Origin of the sequence: Vibrio sp. 11986-1-5 (assembly GCF_963878025.1) — a bacterium.
GTDB classification, from domain to species: Bacteria; Pseudomonadota; Gammaproteobacteria; order Enterobacterales; family Vibrionaceae; genus Vibrio; species Vibrio injensis.
This window is the reverse complement of the sequence record NZ_CAWNVW010000050.1, coordinates 1-17,639: the sequence shown is the minus strand read 5'-3', so window position 1 is coordinate 17,639 and position 17,639 is coordinate 1. Positions and strand designations below refer to the sequence as shown.

The window sequence follows — 17,639 nt, the reverse complement described above, 5'->3', positions numbered from 1 at the left end:
ATAAGCCTTGAATCTGTTGGTTACGCGTTTTTATTTTCAAGCCATTGGATAGGAAGTAGCACCAATGAAGGTTGTGATTTTAGTTTGGCGTTATTTAGAAGAAGTGCTTGCTTCGCTGGCCATATCGGTAACCGTTTTAATGGTTGTCGCCAATGTTATTTTGCGTTACGGGTTTGGGTTTGTTGTGCCATGGAGTGAAGAGCTTGCCGTGGTCTGTTTTATTTGGGCGGTCTATTTTGGCATTAGCTCATGTTACAAACATCGCATGCACATGGGTGTCGACGTTCTGGTGATTTTATTACCCGAGCGTTTTCAATCGCCGTTCAAAATTCTCTCTCTGTTATTTTTGATTGCGGTTAATGGTGGCATGGCTCATTTAAGTTATCAGTACACCATGTTATCGAACAAGGTAACACCAGTCATGGGCATGTCTTATTTTGCTATTAACAGTGTTTTGGTTCTGTCATTTGGATTGATGTTATTACACAGTTTTATTTTTCTTTATCAAGAGATCGCCAAGATGCGCGGTCAATCTTGGGCAGGATGTGAGGAAAAAGCATCATGATCAGTTATCTTCCGATCGGTATTTTGTTTCTACTGTTTTTACTGAATGTACCGATTGCTTTTTCGTTGATTGCTTCTGCCATGGTTTATTTCATTTTTATTAATGATGTCATTCCAGTCAGTTTGGTGATGCAGCGCTTTATCTCTGCCGCTTCTTCTTTTCCACTACTGGCGATTCCATTCTTTATTATGGTGGGGTCGGTAATGAACTATTCCGGTATTAGTCGCAGCTTATTGGCGTTCGCTGATGCGTTGATTGGCCATAAAGTCGGTGGTTTAGCGCAAGTCAACGTGGCATTAAGTACCTTAATGGGCGGAGTTTCCGGTTCAGCCAATGCCGATGCGGCGATGCAATCGAAAATATTGGCACCGGAGATGACTAAACGGGGCTACGGTTTACCCTTTACTGCGGCGTTAACCGCAGCTTCTTCGAGTATTAGCCCGGTTATTCCGCCTGGGATTAATTTGATCATCTTTGCCTTGCTGGCCAACGTTTCTGTCCACCAAATGTTTTTGGCTGGTTATGTGCCTGCCTTTTTGATGGCTATCTCACTGATGATTACCGTTGCTTGGATCGCTCGTCGGCGGGGGTATCCACCTTCTCGTGATAAAGCGGCGTCTTGGGGCGAACGCGGGCGTTATTTTTTACAAGCTTTACCAGCGCTGTTGATCCCTTTCGGGATTATTTTAGGCATGCGTTTTGGTTTGTTTACGCCCACCGAAGCTGGTGCGATTGCCGTGATGCTGTGTAGCCTGATTGGTTTGTTCATTTATCGTCAATTAAAACCGCATCATTTTGCGGCGATTTTGCGCGAAACCGTACAAGGTACCAGTACGGTGATGTTCATCATTATTGGGGCGATGGTATTTGGCTACTACATGACGTTGGAGCGTATTCCACAGACGGTGGCTAGTGCTTTGATTGAGTTAACCGATAATAAACTGTTGCTACTACTGCTGATTAACTTATTGCTGTTGGTGGTGGGGATGTTTATTGAAGGTGGTGCGGCGATGATCATCTTGACGCCATTATTGCTGCCTGCCGTCCTGAATGCAGGAGTCAATCCGGTGCACTTTGGCGTGATCGTCATTGTTAATATCATGATTGGTGGCATAACCCCACCGTTTGGATCGATGATGTTTACCGTTTGCTCCATTTTGAAAGTTCGGATGATCGAGTTTATGAAAGAGGTAATTCCGTTTTTGATTGCGCTATTGGCGGTATTGATGCTGCTCACCTTCTCAGAATCGTTAGTGATGTGGTTACCGAATGCAATTTAATAAAACAACACCTTACTTGTGATGCGATAGGCCGCCAGTAAGGTTGGCGTCTTCTTAACATCGAGTTGTAATTAGCCATCATAGCCACTGGGCATGATGGCTTTTTTATGTCTATTTTCTTTGTTTTTCTCATCTGACCACTGTGTATTATCGTTAAACGTGTCGATAAAAATCCAGATCGCGATCTTATCTTTCATTATGGTGGTTTTTTCCTTTTCTTCGCTTTTCAGTAAAAACGAGATCCATTTCAATTTTATGCAACAAGTTGATTTTTACAATTGCAATGTCATGTTGTTGCTTTATTTTAAGTAAGTTAAACAACTGTTCGAATTATTGAATAAACGTTAAAAGTGGACAGTGATTCATCATCAAGATTAGCTCAGGTGAACCTTAGGCTTAGCAAGGGAGTGTAGGCATGAAAAAAGTAGCGTTAATTACCGGCTCGAAAGGGGGCATCGGATCTGCGATCAGCTCACAACTGGTTGCCGATGGTTATCGAGTGGTTGCAACGTATTACACCGGAAATTATCAATGCGCTATCGATTGGTTCAATGAGAAGGGATTTACCGAGCAACAAGTGCGTTTATTTGAGCTCGATGTGACTGATACCGAGCAGTGCAGTGAACGTTTAACTCAGCTACTGAGTGAAGAGGGTTCCATCGATGTGGTGGTCAATAACGCTGGTATTACGCGCGATTCTCAATTGAAAAAAATGTCCGCAGAGGATTGGTTTGATGTCATTAACACCAATCTGAACAGTGTGTTTAATGTTACTCGCCCCTTATTTTCGGCGATGTGTGGAAAAGGCCAAGGGCGAATCATTAATATCTCTTCGGTAAATGGCTTAAAAGGCCAATTTGGCCAAGTTAATTACGCGGCGGCCAAAGCGGGGATGATCGGTTTCACCAAGGCGTTAGCCTTAGAAGGTGCGCGTAGTGGGGTAACGGTCAATGCGGTCGCGCCCGGTTATACCGCGACGCCGATGGTTGAGCAGATGCGAGAAGAGGTCTTAGCGTCTATTAAATCTCAGATCCCGATGCAGCGTTTAGCGACCCCAGAAGAGATCGCTAAAGCCGTCTCTTTCCTTGCGGGAGATGGCGGGGCTTATATCACTGGTGAGACGCTCTCTGTCAATGGCGGCTTATACATGAACTAGTTTATACATGAACTAACATAGTGAAGCGGCTTGGGTTAATCACCAACGTCTCTTCATCATGATGACTTTTGCCCAAGCAACGGTGTTTTGGGTTAGGTATCGATAACAGTGTTAATTAATGAGGAAATACTTATGTACACGGACTTTTTTAAAACTTTCACCGATCAAGCAGAAAAAAACATGCAACCGTTTTTGAAGTTTAATCAGTTAATGACCAAAAATGTTGAGCTATTGACAGAGCTACAACTGAATGCGATGCGCACATACAGCGAAATGGGCATGGCTCAGATGAAAGCGGCGTCAGAGATTAAAGATGTTAATACACTCGCGGCGTTCAGTAGTCAGCAGTTGAGCGTTCTGAGTAAACTGTCGCAGCAGATGTTAGACGATAGCAATAAATTGCAAGCGGCGGCGAAAGAGTTTAAGCAAGATATTGAAACGTTGACTTCAGAAAATATCAAAACGGCAACTCCACAATAGCCTGTGATCGTTTTATAACTTGAAGTGTTTGCTAGATAGCAGGCTTCAGGTGATCAAGGTGTCTATTAAAGCGCCGCCCTTTTTGGCGGCGCTGTTCCGAGTAAGGGAGTACTTTATGTTGCAACATTTCTTTTCGGACTATCTGGTTAAGCTGCAAGAAACCAATCAACAGTGGTGGCAGGATTTTGAAGCGAACAAGATGGCCGCTAACTCTCCTTTAAATCAAGCCATTCAAGCAGTGAACTTTGAAGATAGCGCGAAGTTTTTTGAACAAGCCGTTAATCAACCGACGGCGTTGCTGCAGTTGCAAACCCAGTGGTGGGAGCAACAAATGCAAATATGGCAGCAAGTGGTGTTATCTGGTAATACCCAAAATGTGATTGAGGCTGAGAAAGGCGATAAACGATTTAACGATGAAACATGGCAGTCACAGGCCATGTACAATTTTATTAAGCAGTCGTACTTACTGTTTTGTAAAACCTATATGGAGACCATCAACGCGATTAAAGGTGTTGATGACAAAACCAAAGAGCGGATCAGCTTTTTTTCAAGGCAGATGATCAATGCGATGTCGCCTTCGAATTTTATTGCCACTAACCCTGAGCTACTCAAACTCACCATTGAAAATAATGGGCAGAATTTGCTCAAAGGTATGGAGTTGCTGAAAGAAGATTTGCAGTCCAGTGCTGATATTCTGAAAGTTCGCATGACCAACGAGCAAGCTTTTCGACTGGGTGAAGAGATAGCCAGTACAGAAGGTAAGGTGGTGTTTCGCAATCAGCTGTTTGAGTTAATTCAATACACACCAGTCACAGAGCAGGTTAAGGCAACTCCGCTTTTGATCGTGCCGCCATTTATTAATAAATACTACATCTTAGATTTAACTGAGAAAAACTCCATGGTGCGCTGGCTGCTAGAGCAAGGGCACTGTGTATTTATGATCTCTTGGCGCAATCCGGGTAAAGAACAGCGTGATATTGGTTTTGATAACTACGTCTTAGATGGCGTGGTGCAAGCGGTATCGGTGATTGAAGATATTACCGGACAAGAACAAATCAACGCGGCAGGTTACTGTATTGGTGGCACAGCATTAGCGTGTGCCATTGCTTACTATGCTGCAAAGCGGATGAAAAAACGGATTAAATCGGCGAGCTTTTTTACCACTTTACTGGATTTCTCTCAACCTGGCGAAGTGGGTGCTTACATTAACGATACCATCATTAGTGCCATTGAAGCGCAAAATAACGCGCAAGGGTTTATGGATGGTCGTTCACTGAGTGTGACCTTTAGTTTGTTACGTGAAAATAGCCTGTATTGGAACTATTACATCGATAACTATTTAAAAGGCACCAGCCCGGTTGATTTTGATCTTTTGTATTGGAATAGCGATAGCACCAACGTCGCAGCCAATACTCATAACTTCTTGCTGCGCGAGTTGTACCTCAATAATCAGCTAGTGCAAGACAAAGGGGTTAAAATTGGTGGTGTGTGGATTGATCTGAATAAAATTCGTATTCCAAGCTATTTTATTTCCGCCAAAGATGATCATATTGCTTTATGGCAAGGCACCTATCGCGGCGCGTTAGCTATGGGTGGCAATAAGACTTTTGTGCTCGGTGAATCTGGTCATATTGCTGGCATCGTTAATCCACCAGCCAAAAATAAGTACGGCTATTGGGTGAATGATAGCTTAGATGAATCGGCGGATGAGTGGTTAGCCAATGCGCAGCGGGCCGATGGCTCATGGTGGACGCATTGGGATCAATGGCTTGATCAGTTTAACCCTGAGTCATTAGTTCCTGCTTATCCCATTGGCAGTGATAATTTCCCTGCCATCGAAGCTGCGCCGGGCAGTTATGTGAAACAAACGCTACCGATAGTTGAATAAACCGATTGTTGAATAATAAGATGGATAGCGCCTATTTATCGTACTGATAGGGCCTTTCAATGGGATGAAAGCCGCCGCGGAAGATGACGTCATGCGGCGGCTTTTTATTAACGACTTTTGTTAGTAAACCTGATTATTGATTATCAGGATTAAACACATTGGTGTAGCTGGTAATGGTACGCACGCTGATATTGGATTGATCGCTGGAGTATAAACCGAGTTGTCCCGTTGTTGTATCATGGCCTAGGCTTTGATGACTGTACACATTACTTAAGGTATCGCTATTAGGGATCCACTCCCAGCGCTGGCTTAAACTTGAGTTACATTGCTGAAGAGCATTCAGGTTTTCACCATCTAAACAATAAGCGGTGTTCGCTGCACTCACGTAACGCCCTAGCTGATCATAAATAAACGATTGAGCTTGTTTGTTATCGATACACTCACTAGCGGTTATTGATTGATCGCCATTCACCTCAACACAGCGGTTATTAAAGCTGGCAAGTTGTAGGTTAACCGGTCTGCCACCAGTAAATACCGGATGTTGCCAATCAACGGTGAAGCTGGCGGTTTTACCGACTCGGCGACGTCCATCGTTTTCAAACCCATGGTAAGATTGATGGCCACCAAAAACGTAATAATGTTTATAAGCAGCGTTATAGATTGGCCGGATATTAACCGAAGAATCAATCGTAAACTCGGTAGTGCCAGTTTCAGTTGGAGCAGCGCTGTAGATCACATCCATTTTCGGTACAAAGCTGGCGTAACCAATCGGGTTGATCTTATTGGTATCAATCGGATAAGTATTTACCCATAGTGCATCTGTCCAGCGATCCAGTAAAGACTCCGCCGTTGCGTATTGATCGCGCTCCCAAGTAAAACGAACTTTTTGTGGGCTTGGCGTACTGCGTGCCACTTTATAATCGTGAGTCTTGAAAGTTAACCAACGGCTTTGGTTGTAGCTAGCATTGGCTTCTAGTTTGGCTTTCGGTCCATCTTTATTGACTTCAACACCGCCATTGACGCCAACTTGGAAACCAGACACTTCTTTGATTTCATAGTCGGAGTTAATGTTTTCACGCGGGAAGGTTTTTAAAATTTGCGCTTTATTATTCGATGCGTTGAAGACAAACTGATAATCCTGTGCGATAGCATCCGTTGACCAATCTCTGAAATACGCATCGAGAGTGAGGTAGTCGGCTGCAAATTGACGCCAGCTTAACTGATCATTGAGATGAATACCGGCTCCAGTGGTATCGTCATCCAAACTGATACGCACGATTTTGGCATCTGGTGTTGCTGAGCCTGTGGTACCAAATTGCAGAGAGCGCTCATAATTAACCCGATAAATCAAAGAGATATTCGGGTTATCACAAAAAACGCGAGTTCCTTTATCCCATAGATGTGAGTTTTTAAAGGTGCACTCTTCATTGCTGATAGGGCGATGGACATTCAGATAAAAGGCAACATGCGGCAAGCTGTTGGCTTCGCTCGTCGCATTAGCACGGCTATCAATACTACGCCGTTGACGAGAATGGGTAATGGGTTGAGCTTCCAGTAGTTGAATGCTCGGGTCATTTTCATCGTCTAAACCGGTAAAGAGTAATTCCCCTTTATGCTCGGTAATTAGCCAGAAATCACTGCTCAGGGCGACGCCTAATTGACCGCGTAATAGCGCTTTAGCTTGTGTTTTACCCTGTTCATCACTGATATTGCTAAAATCAACCAAGTAGCGCTGATGCTGGCGTAGCACGCTATCGCGCACATCATTTAACGTTGGCGCTGCCCCTTCTGCCACCAATAATTCAGCGGCATTTAAATAACTGACTTGGCTATCATCCTGAAGCGTACTCAGCATTTCAACCGCCACACCTTGTGGTTGCTGAATATCTGCATAGGCGGTATTCCATACCAAGCCTGATAATATCGCGGCTAACGCGATGGTTTTATTGTTATAGATAGGCATAGGATTACCTCTTGATGAATGGTATTACCCTGTGACTTAACGTTGCACTATGGCTGAACATCTTCGTCCCTTGGGTTGCAGCAGATAACGTATTCATATGGTTATTAAATGATCCATTACTGCTAAATCTATTAATATGTTTTGTGGTAACAATTTGAAACAAATTAAATAAGATTCGTGGCTCAAGATCACAAAAAAAACATCAGGAGAAAGTGAGCTAAAGTATCTTCAAGGTTTGATAACCCTTAGTTATCAATAGCGGTAGGCGATACTGTTACCTTGCTGCAGAATTCTTGGCTGTGATTCGTTGGTTTAATCAAAGCGAGAGTAGTGTCAAAAAGATGTCGGGATGAAATTGGTACACTGTTGGCTCATTTATGATAAAGGTTGCCTTCGATTCGCCGATAGTAAAGGGCGATATTATTGATAGGTAGCTAGATTAGGAGTGCAAGGATGTTTAAATCTTTTCGAGCAAAAATCACCGCGATCAGCGTGGGATTGATTGTGATGTCATTGGTTGTTACGGCGGTTTTAATCGTGAGAGTTAGCTCTGAAACGTTCCGTTTGCAAATCAGCCGTAATTTACAGCAACAGCTACAAACTCAATCGAGCTCAATTTCTAATTGGATGGATGAGCGAAAAACCATGCTGATGGCCACCGGAAAGGTTTTGGAACATCGAGATCCTTTGTCTGCTCTAAAACAACTCAGTGATGGCGGTGGTTTTTTAGCGGCGTATTTCGCACGTCCTGATGGCTCTGCGGTGTTTTCTGATGAATGGCAACCACCGAGTGATTACAATCCATTGACTCGTGAATGGTATCGTTTAGCGGCTACGCAGAGCGGCGTTGCGACAACGGCACCTTATGAAGATGCGCTAGATGGCCAAACCAGTTTAGTGGTCACCTTTACTCATGGCCTAGGTAATAATGCTAGTCGCGGTGTGTTAGCGGGGGATATTCCTTTAACCTTTATTATTGATACGGTACGTGCGATTGCGCCAACACAAAACAGTTTTGCCTTTTTAACCGATAACAACGGCACCATTATTGCTCATCCGAATCCAAACTTGAGTTTAAAAAGCTTACGTGATTTGAACCCCAGTTTAACGCAAAACATGTTAAGTGATATTCAACGTCAAGGTCATCGCGAGCTCACGTTGCAAGGCCAAGCCATTTATCTCACCAGTCAGGCAATACCGGGTACCAACTGGTCGCTGAATATTGCTCTCGATAAACAAGATGCCTTATCGGGTATCTATAGCATGATCCGTTGGACAGTTATTGCGGTGCTATTGATTGGTCTGGTTGCCACCGGTGTGATGTGGATTTCTAGCGCTTCAGGGTTTAGACGTTTACAAGAAGTCAGCTTGGCAATGACCGATATCGGTCAAGGAGAGGGGGACTTAACCAAACGGATCGAAGCGCATGGCAGCGATGAAATTGCCACTATTGCCAAAGCGTTTAATACCTTTGTTGAAAAGATTCATCTGTTGGTGAACGAAGTCAATAATACCGCTCAATCGGTGTCGGCGGCTTCCAGCACTTTGGCACAAGTGACACGACAAAGCGCAGGTGTGGTCGCTCAGCAAAGTTCAGAAACGGATCAGGTCGCGACCGCAATGAATGAAATGACCGCCACCGTACAAGAGGTTGCGAGTCATGCCAGTGAAGCGGCAAGTCAAGCCTCAGCAGCAGATAATGAAACTAAACAAGGACAAGTGTTACTGCGCGATACCTTACAACAATTAAAACATTTGGATGACACCTTGCAAGGCAGTAGTTCAACGATTGCAGAGTTACAAACTGGGACGCAAGATATTGTTGGCATGCTGGATGTGATCAGCGCCGTTTCTGAACAAACCAATTTACTCGCCTTAAACGCGGCGATTGAGGCAGCCCGAGCGGGAGAGCATGGCCGTGGTTTTGCGGTAGTTGCCGATGAAGTGCGTGGATTAGCGGGTCGTACACAGCAAAGTACCCAGCAGATCCAAGAAGTGGTTGATCGCCTATTTAAGCAAACGGAAAATGTGGTCAATGTGATGGCTCAAAGTCGCTCCGCCGCGCAAACTACCGTGACGAAAGCCGAAGATATGGCCGCTCGTTTAGAGCAAGTTAATCAAGCGATTACTTTAATCGCCGATATGAACTTACAAATAGCCACTGCGGCAGAAGAGCAATCATCCGTGGCTGAGCTGATTAACCAAAACGTGGTGAATATTAATGATTTATCATCACAAACCGAGCAGGCATCGCATCAGTTAACCGAGGCGACGCAAACTCTTACTGAGCAAGCGGATCAACTTCATCAACAAGTTTCACAGTTTAAAATTTAGTCAGCGATTACCGTCAGTGTTATCTAAAAAGGGGCTTTAGCCCCTGATGCCGCTCACCTTAAGTGAACGGCATCAGGGGGATGGTAGTCATAACAATGTAAATTGTGATATCCGTTGCAAAATCCTGATCGTACCAACACAGAATAGATTGAGAATGCATCCGTTTTGCTGGTTACCAGATTGAATTTCCAAGGTGTGCTCAAGTTAATATTGAGGCCTGTTAGGCATGGTTTTAATATTCCAAAAAAGAATACGAAATCGATTTATGTTTCTAACTTGGTTATAAATGTTGTGCTAATTTGCTTGTCGCATATTAACTAAGGAAGATGACTCATGCGTACATGGCTACTCGCTCTATCTCTATTCAGTGTTTCTCAACATACCTTGGCAAAAGATTCCGTGTTATTGAATGTTTCTTACGATCCGACCAGAGAGCTTTATCAACAATATAACGCCGCATTTGCCACTTATTGGCAAGCAGAAAACGGAGGTAATGTCACAGTTAGGCAATCCCACGGCGGATCAGGTCGACAAGCGGTTTCCGTGATGAATGGTATTGAATCCGATGTCGTGACTTTAGCACTCGCTTATGACATTGATGCGATTGCCGAGGGGGGAAGAATTGCTCCGACTTGGATTACTCGTTTACCCTATAATTCAGCGCCTTATACCTCGACGATTGTATTTTTAGTGCGTGAGGGTAACCCCAAAAATATTCGAGACTGGGATGATCTCATCAAACCTGATGTGGAAATCATTACGCCTAATCCGAAAACCTCGGGTGGTGCTCGCTGGAATTATCTTGCCGCATGGGGATATGCTTTAGATCAGTATCAAGGTGATGAAGAAAAAGCGCAGCAATTTGTTAAGTCGATTTATGACAATGTCAGCGTTTTAGATACTGGTGCACGTGGTGCTTCGAACACGTTTGTTGAGCGACAAATAGGCGATGTGTTGATTGCTTGGGAAAATGAAGCTCTGCTCGCGGTGAACAAATTAAATCATCATGGCTTACAAATCGTAGTTCCGAGTCGCTCTATTCTTGCTGAGCCTACGGTGAGTTTGGTTGATCGAGTAGTCGATAGAAAAGGAACTCGTGAGGTAGCACAAGCGTATTTGGAGTATTTATATTCTCCAGTTGGCCAAGAGATTGCAGCGCAAAATTTTTATCGACCAAGAGATCCTGATATCGCTGAGAAATATACGCAAGTGTTTCCTCATTTAATGCTATTTACTATCGATGAGGTGTTTGGCGGTTGGCAGCAGGCACATCAAACTCATTTTGCACAAGGCGCAACATTCGATCAAATCACTCGTCGTTGATAATACGTTGATTGATAAAAATGATATAGCCATAAGTGGTTGGGGATTGTTGCTGGAAAGCGTTTACGCTTATCTCCCCAACCTATTTTAGCTTCAGCCGTTATTTATTGTGATTCAGCGGCAAACTCTTCAATTGCTCCCAGTGCTTGAATGCCATAAGTTAAGGAAGGGCCGCCTCCCATCAGTACAGCAACATCGATCACTTCAACCAGCTCGGCTTGTGTCGCTCCAGCTTTTAACGCCGCAAACACGTGAGCGGCAATACAGCCATCACAACGTGCCGCGATAGCTATACCGAGTGCAATCATCTCTTTGGTTTTCAGATCCAGCTCACCAGGAGCCATAGCGGCTTTATGTAATTGCATAAACGCAGATAAGGTATCAGGGCTTTGCTGTTTATAAGATTTACCTAAGGTATTGTTATCTTTGAGTAACTGAGAATAAGATTTCATACAACCTCTTTGTTAGTTTTTTCTAAATAAGATTAACCTAATATAAAGGGCGACATAATAAAAAGCAAATCGAGTTGCGAATTATTCTATTGCGTTTATTATGGACGTCTAGAAGTCTTTGTTTTTTTGTGGGTAGAAAGGATGCTGAAAATGAAAAATACGATTCGTTGTGCGTTAGCGATAACATTACTGCTGGGGCTGACGGCGTGCGGTCAAAAAGAACGCTCTGAAATTAAGGTCGGAGCAACCGTTGGGCCACATGCTCAAGTGGTTGAGGCTGTGGCTAAAGAAGCGGCTAAACACGGTTTAACGGTAAGAGTTGTTGAATTTTCTGATTTTATTACTCCCAATGCCGCACTGGCCGATGGCAGTATCGATATAAATAGTTATCAACATCAACCGTTTTTAGACAACTACAATCGTAATCATGGGGCAAAGTTAGTATCGATTGGTAACTCGATTTTAATGCGGATGGGGATTTATTCTAATCGTCATGAGTCATTACAAGACTTACCTGATAATGCACGGGTTGCGATTCCCAATGATCCGACTAACGGTGGACGTGGTTTACTGCTGTTAGCGGATGCGAATTTAATTACGCTTCGTGATGGTGTCGGTTTCAATGCAACCCCAAGGGATATTGTTGAAAACCCGAAAAACTTGCGGTTTCTTGAAGTCGATGCTGCTCAGTTACCGCGAACGTTAGATGAAGTTGATGCGGCGGCGATTACGATGAACTATGTGATGTCGGCTGGTATTGATCCTAAAAAACAGGGGATTTTTCTTGAATCCAATCAAGCACCATTGGCGGTAATGGTTATTGCCACTCGTGAAAATGAGCAAGACAACCCTTTGTATCAACAGTTTGTACAGATTTTTCAATCGGCCGCGGTGAGTGATTTTCTTGCCGAAACGTTTAACGGTACGATTGAGCCAGCTTATTAGATGGCTATTTTAAGTTTTTGAATAGGAAGCGATAAGGCTATCCCCTCCTTGTTTACAGTGGCAGCGATATTGGTTACGTTCGTTTTCCCCAAAGCCTAGAGTCTATCTAGGCTCATCGGCCCTATGGATTACCTCGATCACTCTATGCCTTGCTGCTGTCTTCCTTATTTTATATGGCACTGCTCTAAAAGCACGGGTCCAGTCCCTAATTGGGCCAGTTTGTCTTCTGGATTATACAGTGGGCAAGTTTGCATCGATAAACAGCCGCAGCCGATACAACCGTCAAGCGTATCGCGCAACTTTTCCAATCCAGCAATTCGTTCATCCAAGCTCTGTTTCCACTGTGCTGATAGTGCTTGCCAGTCTTTTTGAGTTGGCGTCCGACTATCGGGTAATGTTGCTAATGCTTGCTGTATTTCTGCCAGAGAAATCCCTAGCTTCTGAGCTGCTTTTATCACGGAAACACGACGTAAAATATCTTTACGATAAAGGCGTTGATTACCTGCGTTGCGGTCACTCTTAATCAGTCCCTTACGTTCATAAAAATGCAGTGTACTAATACTTACCCCACTGCGCTGTGCGACTTTCCCCACTGTCCAATCGTTTGACATCTTGTGCTCAGCCCCGTCTTTTGTACATTTTTCTATAAAAAATCAAAAAACACTTTACCTCAACCAAGGTTAAGGTTTTAGCCTGTATCTTCATCAAGCACAAGGAGAAGAACGATGAAAATTGAACACATTAATCTAGTAATAAAAGATCTAGAACAGTCATTGCATTTTTACCGAGCCGCTTTCCCACATTGGAAAATACGAGCGAAAGGTGGAGGAGAGTGGTACGGAAAAGCCAGAACTTGGGTACATTTTGGCGATGAAAATCATTATCTTGCGCTCAATGAGTTTGGCGAAGGGAGGAACAGAGATCGTACTGGGCACAGTGTTGGCTTAGCGCATTTTGCTTTTGAAACTCAAAACCTTGATGCAGTGATCGTACGTTTAGAGCAAGCGGGTTTTGAGATTGCTGATAATGGAGCTAATGAGACTTTTCGTCGTAATGTTTACTTTATTGATCCCGATGGGTTTGAAGTGGAGTTTGTACAATATTTAAGTGATTTACCTAATGAGCGTAATACTTAGCTCGATGAAGTAGAGAAAGCGAATAGATAACGTTATTAGATGCTAAGTTGTTGATTTAACGTTATTGCAGGCAAGAAAAAAGACGTCCTGAGACGTCTTTAAACTATGAATTGGTGGGCTGGCGTAAGTTGATTTTGATTTTTAAATTATTGTTTTTAATTTAATTTAATCGATTTGACTTTTAATTTGGTTCCTAAGATGGTTCCTAAAAATGATTGCTTCGCGTAATCTCAGTGATTTTTATCATTTAGCTGAAGGTACCATATCAAGTGCTTACTATGAGAGGTTTTTCTCGTTCTAGCATGAACAGCTTTATTGAATAGTAAAAGTGCCCTGCCGAAGTTTTGTTAGATCGCCAAGTTTAACCCCATTATTCTTGCTGTTGAGAACTGATAGTAGACTGTTATTTTTTTCGTATCTGATGAGAAATTTCAAACTTTTGATTGTGTGTTGGTGGTTTCTGCGAGGCTTTATTCTCCGCTTTTAAGCCGGTAATTTCTTTTTTTAAGATTGCATTTTCCGATTTCAAGTCTGCAATTTCCTTTTTTAGTTCATCAATATCCAATAGCTCTTCTAGAAGTGAATCAAGTACGTGCTCTTCTCGTTCCAATTTCGGAAGTAAAAGACTGGCTTCGAATTTCTTGTTTTTGTTGTTCTTGATTAGTTTAACTGCTGCCACAAGCGTTTCATTCACTACGTATGTTTTAGATACATTCAGTCGTTTCGATAGGTAGTCGAGAGATTTTTTCGCATTTTTAGACAACGAAAATGTTGACGTTTGGGATCGGTTTGAATGGCTACGCCAAGCACTTCTTAACAAATTTACCCGATATTTATCATCGTTGCTTATCGACTCTTTATTAGTCCAATTGTTGATGAAGTCCTGAGCAAATCTAGTGTCGAGTCGGGACCTATCATGTGTCCCCTTGTTAGCTAAATCTTCTATCCATGCATGCCTTTTAGCATAACTTCTTAACCAGGTTACCATCTCTCGGTCATCTGCATTGAACCAACGCATTCTGCTTTTGAGTGATTTTTCAGTCATGAACATCTATCCCATTCGTTTATGCTCTACTGATAGTATACGTAAAAAATAAACTTTAAAACAATAATTTAAATATGTTTTAATTTTGTGATTAATGTGGTTTTAAATCTTGTGTTGTTTTCTTATTATTGATTTATAAATAGGGTATATATGGTTGTATCTAGTGCGTGTTGTTGAGTTTTTATCTGAGATTGGTCCACTTTCTCCTGAAGGGAGATACTTATTTTTGGCGATAATATTCGAGCGAATGAATAGCTGGGAAAATAGGATCGACGTATCCGTTTCACGTCTCCGTGAAAGTTTTGGAGTATCCCATAAAGTCGTTTCTGAACTGCTTGAATATCTTCAATCTCACCGTGTAGGTGAGGTTATAAAGGTAAGGCATGGGAAGCACGAGTTCACTTTTGATTCTGTCTATATCGACTCATGGACGGAGAGGGGCTTTCTATCCGTCCATGAGGCGTTTACGGAGGTATTTTCACCAGAAGTTAAGACTGCCTTAAAGGAAAAAGAGCTAAAACTTAGGCCCTCAAACCTTCTTTTGATCGGGATATTTATCCTTCATGCAAATAAATTGGGCTTTATTCAGTCATCCGCAACTGGAAATGAAGAGCTATTGAGTGAAGTGAAAATACGACGCTTAATGGGGGGGATTAATCAAAGCCGTCTGAAATCTCAACTAGCAACACTACGCAGCATTGGATTTATCAGATGTGAGGCTGGTGGTGGAGTATGTCCGATCTACTTCGGCAAGTTTGGAAAGCGTTATCAGATAGATTTAGACTTTCTGTCGGCGAGGAAAAACACAAGGAATGCCCTATTTGTTGATGAAAAATTAAAAAACGTCAGCGACTTTATTTATGATACTCCCAAATGTTACCTGACCTATAGTGAGTTCAACGGGTGTTCTTTGAAGTATGAATTTGATTTTGAGCTTTCTTTCAAACTATCTTTTTTGATTGGCAAAAAAAGAAACATACACAGGTGGCTCAACAGATCGAATTCAGAACGTATAAAGGCGACCTATTTTGTTGATGGCTTCAACTTGTCACGATTAAAACTAGCCCCCTTTTTAAAGGAGAATGAACTCACTTTGGGTGTCTTGGCTAAGTTAGAGCTCTTGACTGCTTTTATACTAGTAAACCATTTTCAATCCCTAACTATGGTAACGTATGAAAAACTGAAAGAGTTACTTGTGTCAGACTCTGAGCTTCAGCAATTTTTTCAGAAAGACTCGATATTTACTCAGAAATATCTTCATGAACAAAACGACCTTGATTTGTTAAAAGACGAATATTGTTTTTGGAAGAGTTGTTTGATTTCTCTTTCTTTAGGACTTGCAATGTCATTAGCAAAAGCGATTAGAGGGCACTGTGGTGTAGAGGCTGATCTGAAAATGATAAGTCTCTTGATTCATGATTTTCAGCATTATACAGAGGCATTGGCTAAGTATCCTTCCTGTAACATTTCTGCGTCATATATTGTTGAAAATGTCACCTATGAGCTGAAAATCGACAGTCTAATCCCTTACCCTAATGTGAATTTTGCTGAAAAGCGTCTTTATGATGCAGACAAGGAGAACTTGGTGCTCAAGGAACATACCACCTGTTCGATTTGGGCGAAAAACAATACATGACCACCAATGGCTGGTACTTTATTTCAGAGTAGTTTCAATACCTTGAATCTAGGGTTTATCAACGAAAGTAGATAGAGAATCTGTGATTTGCTGATAAGTTTCGGGTGAAAACTAGAATTGACTGCCTACTTGAGGACCTATTGACCATGTGGCCACTGCGGTATGGTAATATTATTAAATTATTAAATTATTAAATTATTAATTATTACTTTGCTATTCATTGCTAGACCACAACACATCATCACACATTAGGCAGACGTTACCACCTTAAAAATTAACTACACCTAACCATCCTATACCAGACACACTAACTAAAAGGTATAGCGATGAGCTTCAGAACTAATAAACTCAAAACAACGAGAAGTGAAACATTTAACGGATTACCAATCCTGACACATAAAGGTGATTTAGTTCTTAACTATCTCGATAGATTGTACGACACGATTGATAAAGCCGTTAAACAATACCCTCGAACGACAGCGATTAGAGTCGACTTACATTTATCGAATCTACAACCAGATGGCTCAAATGTCATAAAGAACTTTATTGCTTCGTTGGACGCTCAGATTCAAGCAGATCTCAGCCGGAAAAAAAGACGAGGTCAGACGGTTCGTAGTTGTAAGGTACGATATGTTTGGTGCAAGGAAAAAGGGAAATTATTGAGTCGTCACCATTATCATCTCGTTTTGTTGTTGAACAAAGACGTATACCACTCCCTTGGACGGTTTGAACAAAAAGGTAACTTATCAGACATGATAAAAAAAGCTTGGTGTCGAACATTGGGTATTAATACCGATGAAGGTGATACTTTGGTCCACTTCCCCAAGAACCCAACCTATTGGTTAGAATTTAATTCAGATAAATTTGACCAACAAATAAATCAACTATTTAAACGGGTCAGCTACTTAGCTAAAGTCGAGACCAAGTGTTCTGAGGATAGGTATCGAAGTTTTGGGTGTTCTCGAACTTAAATAAGAGGGGGGCGCTCCCCTATCTATTCGTTATGATTAGTTAGCAGGCACTATGGATAGTTCTTCACACATACCCATATGAGCCACGTCCACTAGAGTATCTAGAGAGTCACCACACTGCTTATGTGTCCAACCATCGGGGTCCACTTCTCAACGTTCATCGAACTATGCTCCCCTCATCATCACGGTATCGACTGACCGTCAGCATTGATATAGATTCAACTGGGCAGGTAAATTAAGACGCTAATTATTTAAAAAGGCCGGAGTGATGTACTCCGGCCTTTTGCCGTTATGGTATTAGTTTTAACTTAAGTGATTGGTATTCCTGTTCGAGAGAAGCTCGAGCCATTTTTCGGCGTTCATCAATCGGGATGCGATCAGAAAGGCGCTGAGCGTGGCGGTCCAGTTGTTTTAATTCGATTTGATACCACTCATCGAGTTGTTGCTCAATGTGCTCTGTCGGCA

16 protein-coding genes are annotated in these 17,639 nt (G+C 42.4%); 11 read left to right on the top strand and 5 right to left on the bottom strand.

Annotated features, from left to right (window positions below; translation table 11 throughout):
• The first annotated feature begins 76 nt into the window (after positions 1-76).
• Positions 77-565: a TRAP transporter small permease gene (locus AACS00_RS11745; RefSeq protein ID WP_181397573.1), complete on the top strand. Its 489-nt coding sequence runs from the start codon at positions 77-79 to the stop codon at positions 563-565.
• Positions 562-1,845: a TRAP transporter large permease gene (locus AACS00_RS11740; protein ID WP_072668728.1), complete on the top strand. Its 1,284-nt coding sequence runs from the start codon at positions 562-564 to the stop codon at positions 1,843-1,845. Before AACS00_RS11745 ends, AACS00_RS11740 begins: the two co-directional genes overlap by 4 nt.
• 71 nt (positions 1,846-1,916) lie before the next feature.
• Here the strand turns inward: AACS00_RS11740 and AACS00_RS11735 are convergent, their stop codons facing one another.
• Positions 1,917-2,042: a hypothetical protein gene (locus AACS00_RS11735; RefSeq protein ID WP_004395801.1), complete on the bottom strand. Its 126-nt coding sequence runs from the start codon at positions 2,040-2,042 to the stop codon at positions 1,917-1,919.
• 218 nt (positions 2,043-2,260) lie between these two features.
• Here AACS00_RS11735 and AACS00_RS11730 point away from each other — a divergent pair, with 218 nt between their 5' ends.
• The 3 genes from AACS00_RS11730 to phaC all read left to right on the top strand — a co-directional run bounded on the left by AACS00_RS11730 (position 2,261) and on the right by phaC (position 5,369).
• Complete coding sequence (locus tag AACS00_RS11730) at positions 2,261-3,001, top strand: SDR family oxidoreductase (RefSeq protein ID WP_110167528.1); 741 nt, start codon at positions 2,261-2,263, stop codon at positions 2,999-3,001.
• A gap of 132 nt (positions 3,002-3,133) precedes the next feature.
• Positions 3,134-3,481, top strand: a complete 348-nt coding sequence (locus tag AACS00_RS11725; protein ID WP_110167527.1) for a phasin family protein — start codon at positions 3,134-3,136, stop codon at positions 3,479-3,481.
• Between the two features lie 115 nt (positions 3,482-3,596).
• Entirely contained in the window at positions 3,597-5,369 is a 1,773-nt protein-coding gene (phaC, locus tag AACS00_RS11720; RefSeq protein ID WP_110167526.1) for a class I poly(R)-hydroxyalkanoic acid synthase, read from the top strand.
• 133 nt (positions 5,370-5,502) lie between these two features.
• On the opposite strand, the gene AACS00_RS11715 is transcribed toward phaC, so the two are convergent.
• A complete protein-coding gene (locus AACS00_RS11715; RefSeq protein ID WP_110167525.1) occupies positions 5,503-7,332 on the bottom strand; it encodes a leukocidin family pore-forming toxin in 1,830 nt (609 codons plus the stop codon).
• Between the two features lie 453 nt (positions 7,333-7,785).
• Between AACS00_RS11715 and AACS00_RS11710 the strand changes: the two genes are divergently transcribed.
• Both AACS00_RS11710 and AACS00_RS11705 read left to right on the top strand, forming a co-directional pair.
• Positions 7,786-9,666, top strand: coding sequence for a methyl-accepting chemotaxis protein (locus AACS00_RS11710; RefSeq protein WP_110167524.1), 1,881 nt, complete (start codon positions 7,786-7,788; stop codon positions 9,664-9,666).
• 333 nt (positions 9,667-9,999) lie between these two features.
• Entirely contained in the window at positions 10,000-10,989 is a 990-nt protein-coding gene (locus AACS00_RS11705; protein WP_110167523.1) for a sulfate ABC transporter substrate-binding protein, read from the top strand.
• A 104-nt stretch (positions 10,990-11,093) separates the two neighbouring features.
• Here AACS00_RS11705 and AACS00_RS11700 read toward each other — a convergent pair whose 3' ends face one another.
• Positions 11,094-11,441: a carboxymuconolactone decarboxylase family protein gene (locus AACS00_RS11700; protein WP_072668721.1), complete on the bottom strand. Its 348-nt coding sequence runs from the start codon at positions 11,439-11,441 to the stop codon at positions 11,094-11,096.
• 141 nt (positions 11,442-11,582) lie between these two features.
• Between AACS00_RS11700 and AACS00_RS11695 the strand changes: the two genes are divergently transcribed.
• A complete protein-coding gene (locus AACS00_RS11695) occupies positions 11,583-12,386 on the top strand; it encodes a MetQ/NlpA family ABC transporter substrate-binding protein (protein ID WP_375152955.1) in 804 nt (267 codons plus the stop codon).
• A gap of 164 nt (positions 12,387-12,550) precedes the next feature.
• Here AACS00_RS11695 and soxR read toward each other — a convergent pair whose 3' ends face one another.
• Positions 12,551-12,997 carry a redox-sensitive transcriptional activator SoxR gene (gene soxR / locus AACS00_RS11690; protein WP_110167521.1) on the bottom strand — a complete coding sequence of 149 codons (447 nt, stop codon included), beginning with the start codon at positions 12,995-12,997 and terminating at the stop codon, positions 12,551-12,553.
• A gap of 114 nt (positions 12,998-13,111) precedes the next feature.
• Between soxR and AACS00_RS11685 the strand changes: the two genes are divergently transcribed.
• The gene (locus AACS00_RS11685) at positions 13,112-13,522 is read left to right on the top strand and encodes a VOC family protein (protein ID WP_110167520.1); all 411 of its coding nucleotides are present in this window, start codon (positions 13,112-13,114) and stop codon (positions 13,520-13,522) included.
• A 403-nt stretch (positions 13,523-13,925) separates the two neighbouring features.
• On the opposite strand, the gene AACS00_RS11680 is transcribed toward AACS00_RS11685, so the two are convergent.
• Positions 13,926-14,567 (bottom strand): hypothetical protein, encoded by a 642-nt coding sequence (locus AACS00_RS11680; protein ID WP_146205777.1) that lies wholly within the window; start codon positions 14,565-14,567, stop codon positions 13,926-13,928.
• Positions 14,568-14,730: 163 nt separating this feature from the next.
• On the opposite strand from AACS00_RS11680, the gene AACS00_RS11675 reads away from it, so the two are divergent.
• Both AACS00_RS11675 and AACS00_RS11670 read left to right on the top strand, forming a co-directional pair.
• Positions 14,731-16,203, top strand: a complete 1,473-nt coding sequence (locus AACS00_RS11675) for a hypothetical protein (protein ID WP_110167518.1) — start codon at positions 14,731-14,733, stop codon at positions 16,201-16,203.
• A gap of 326 nt (positions 16,204-16,529) precedes the next feature.
• Entirely contained in the window at positions 16,530-17,174 is a 645-nt protein-coding gene (locus tag AACS00_RS11670; protein ID WP_110167517.1) for an inovirus Gp2 family protein, read from the top strand.
• Positions 17,175-17,639 lie beyond the last annotated feature (465 nt).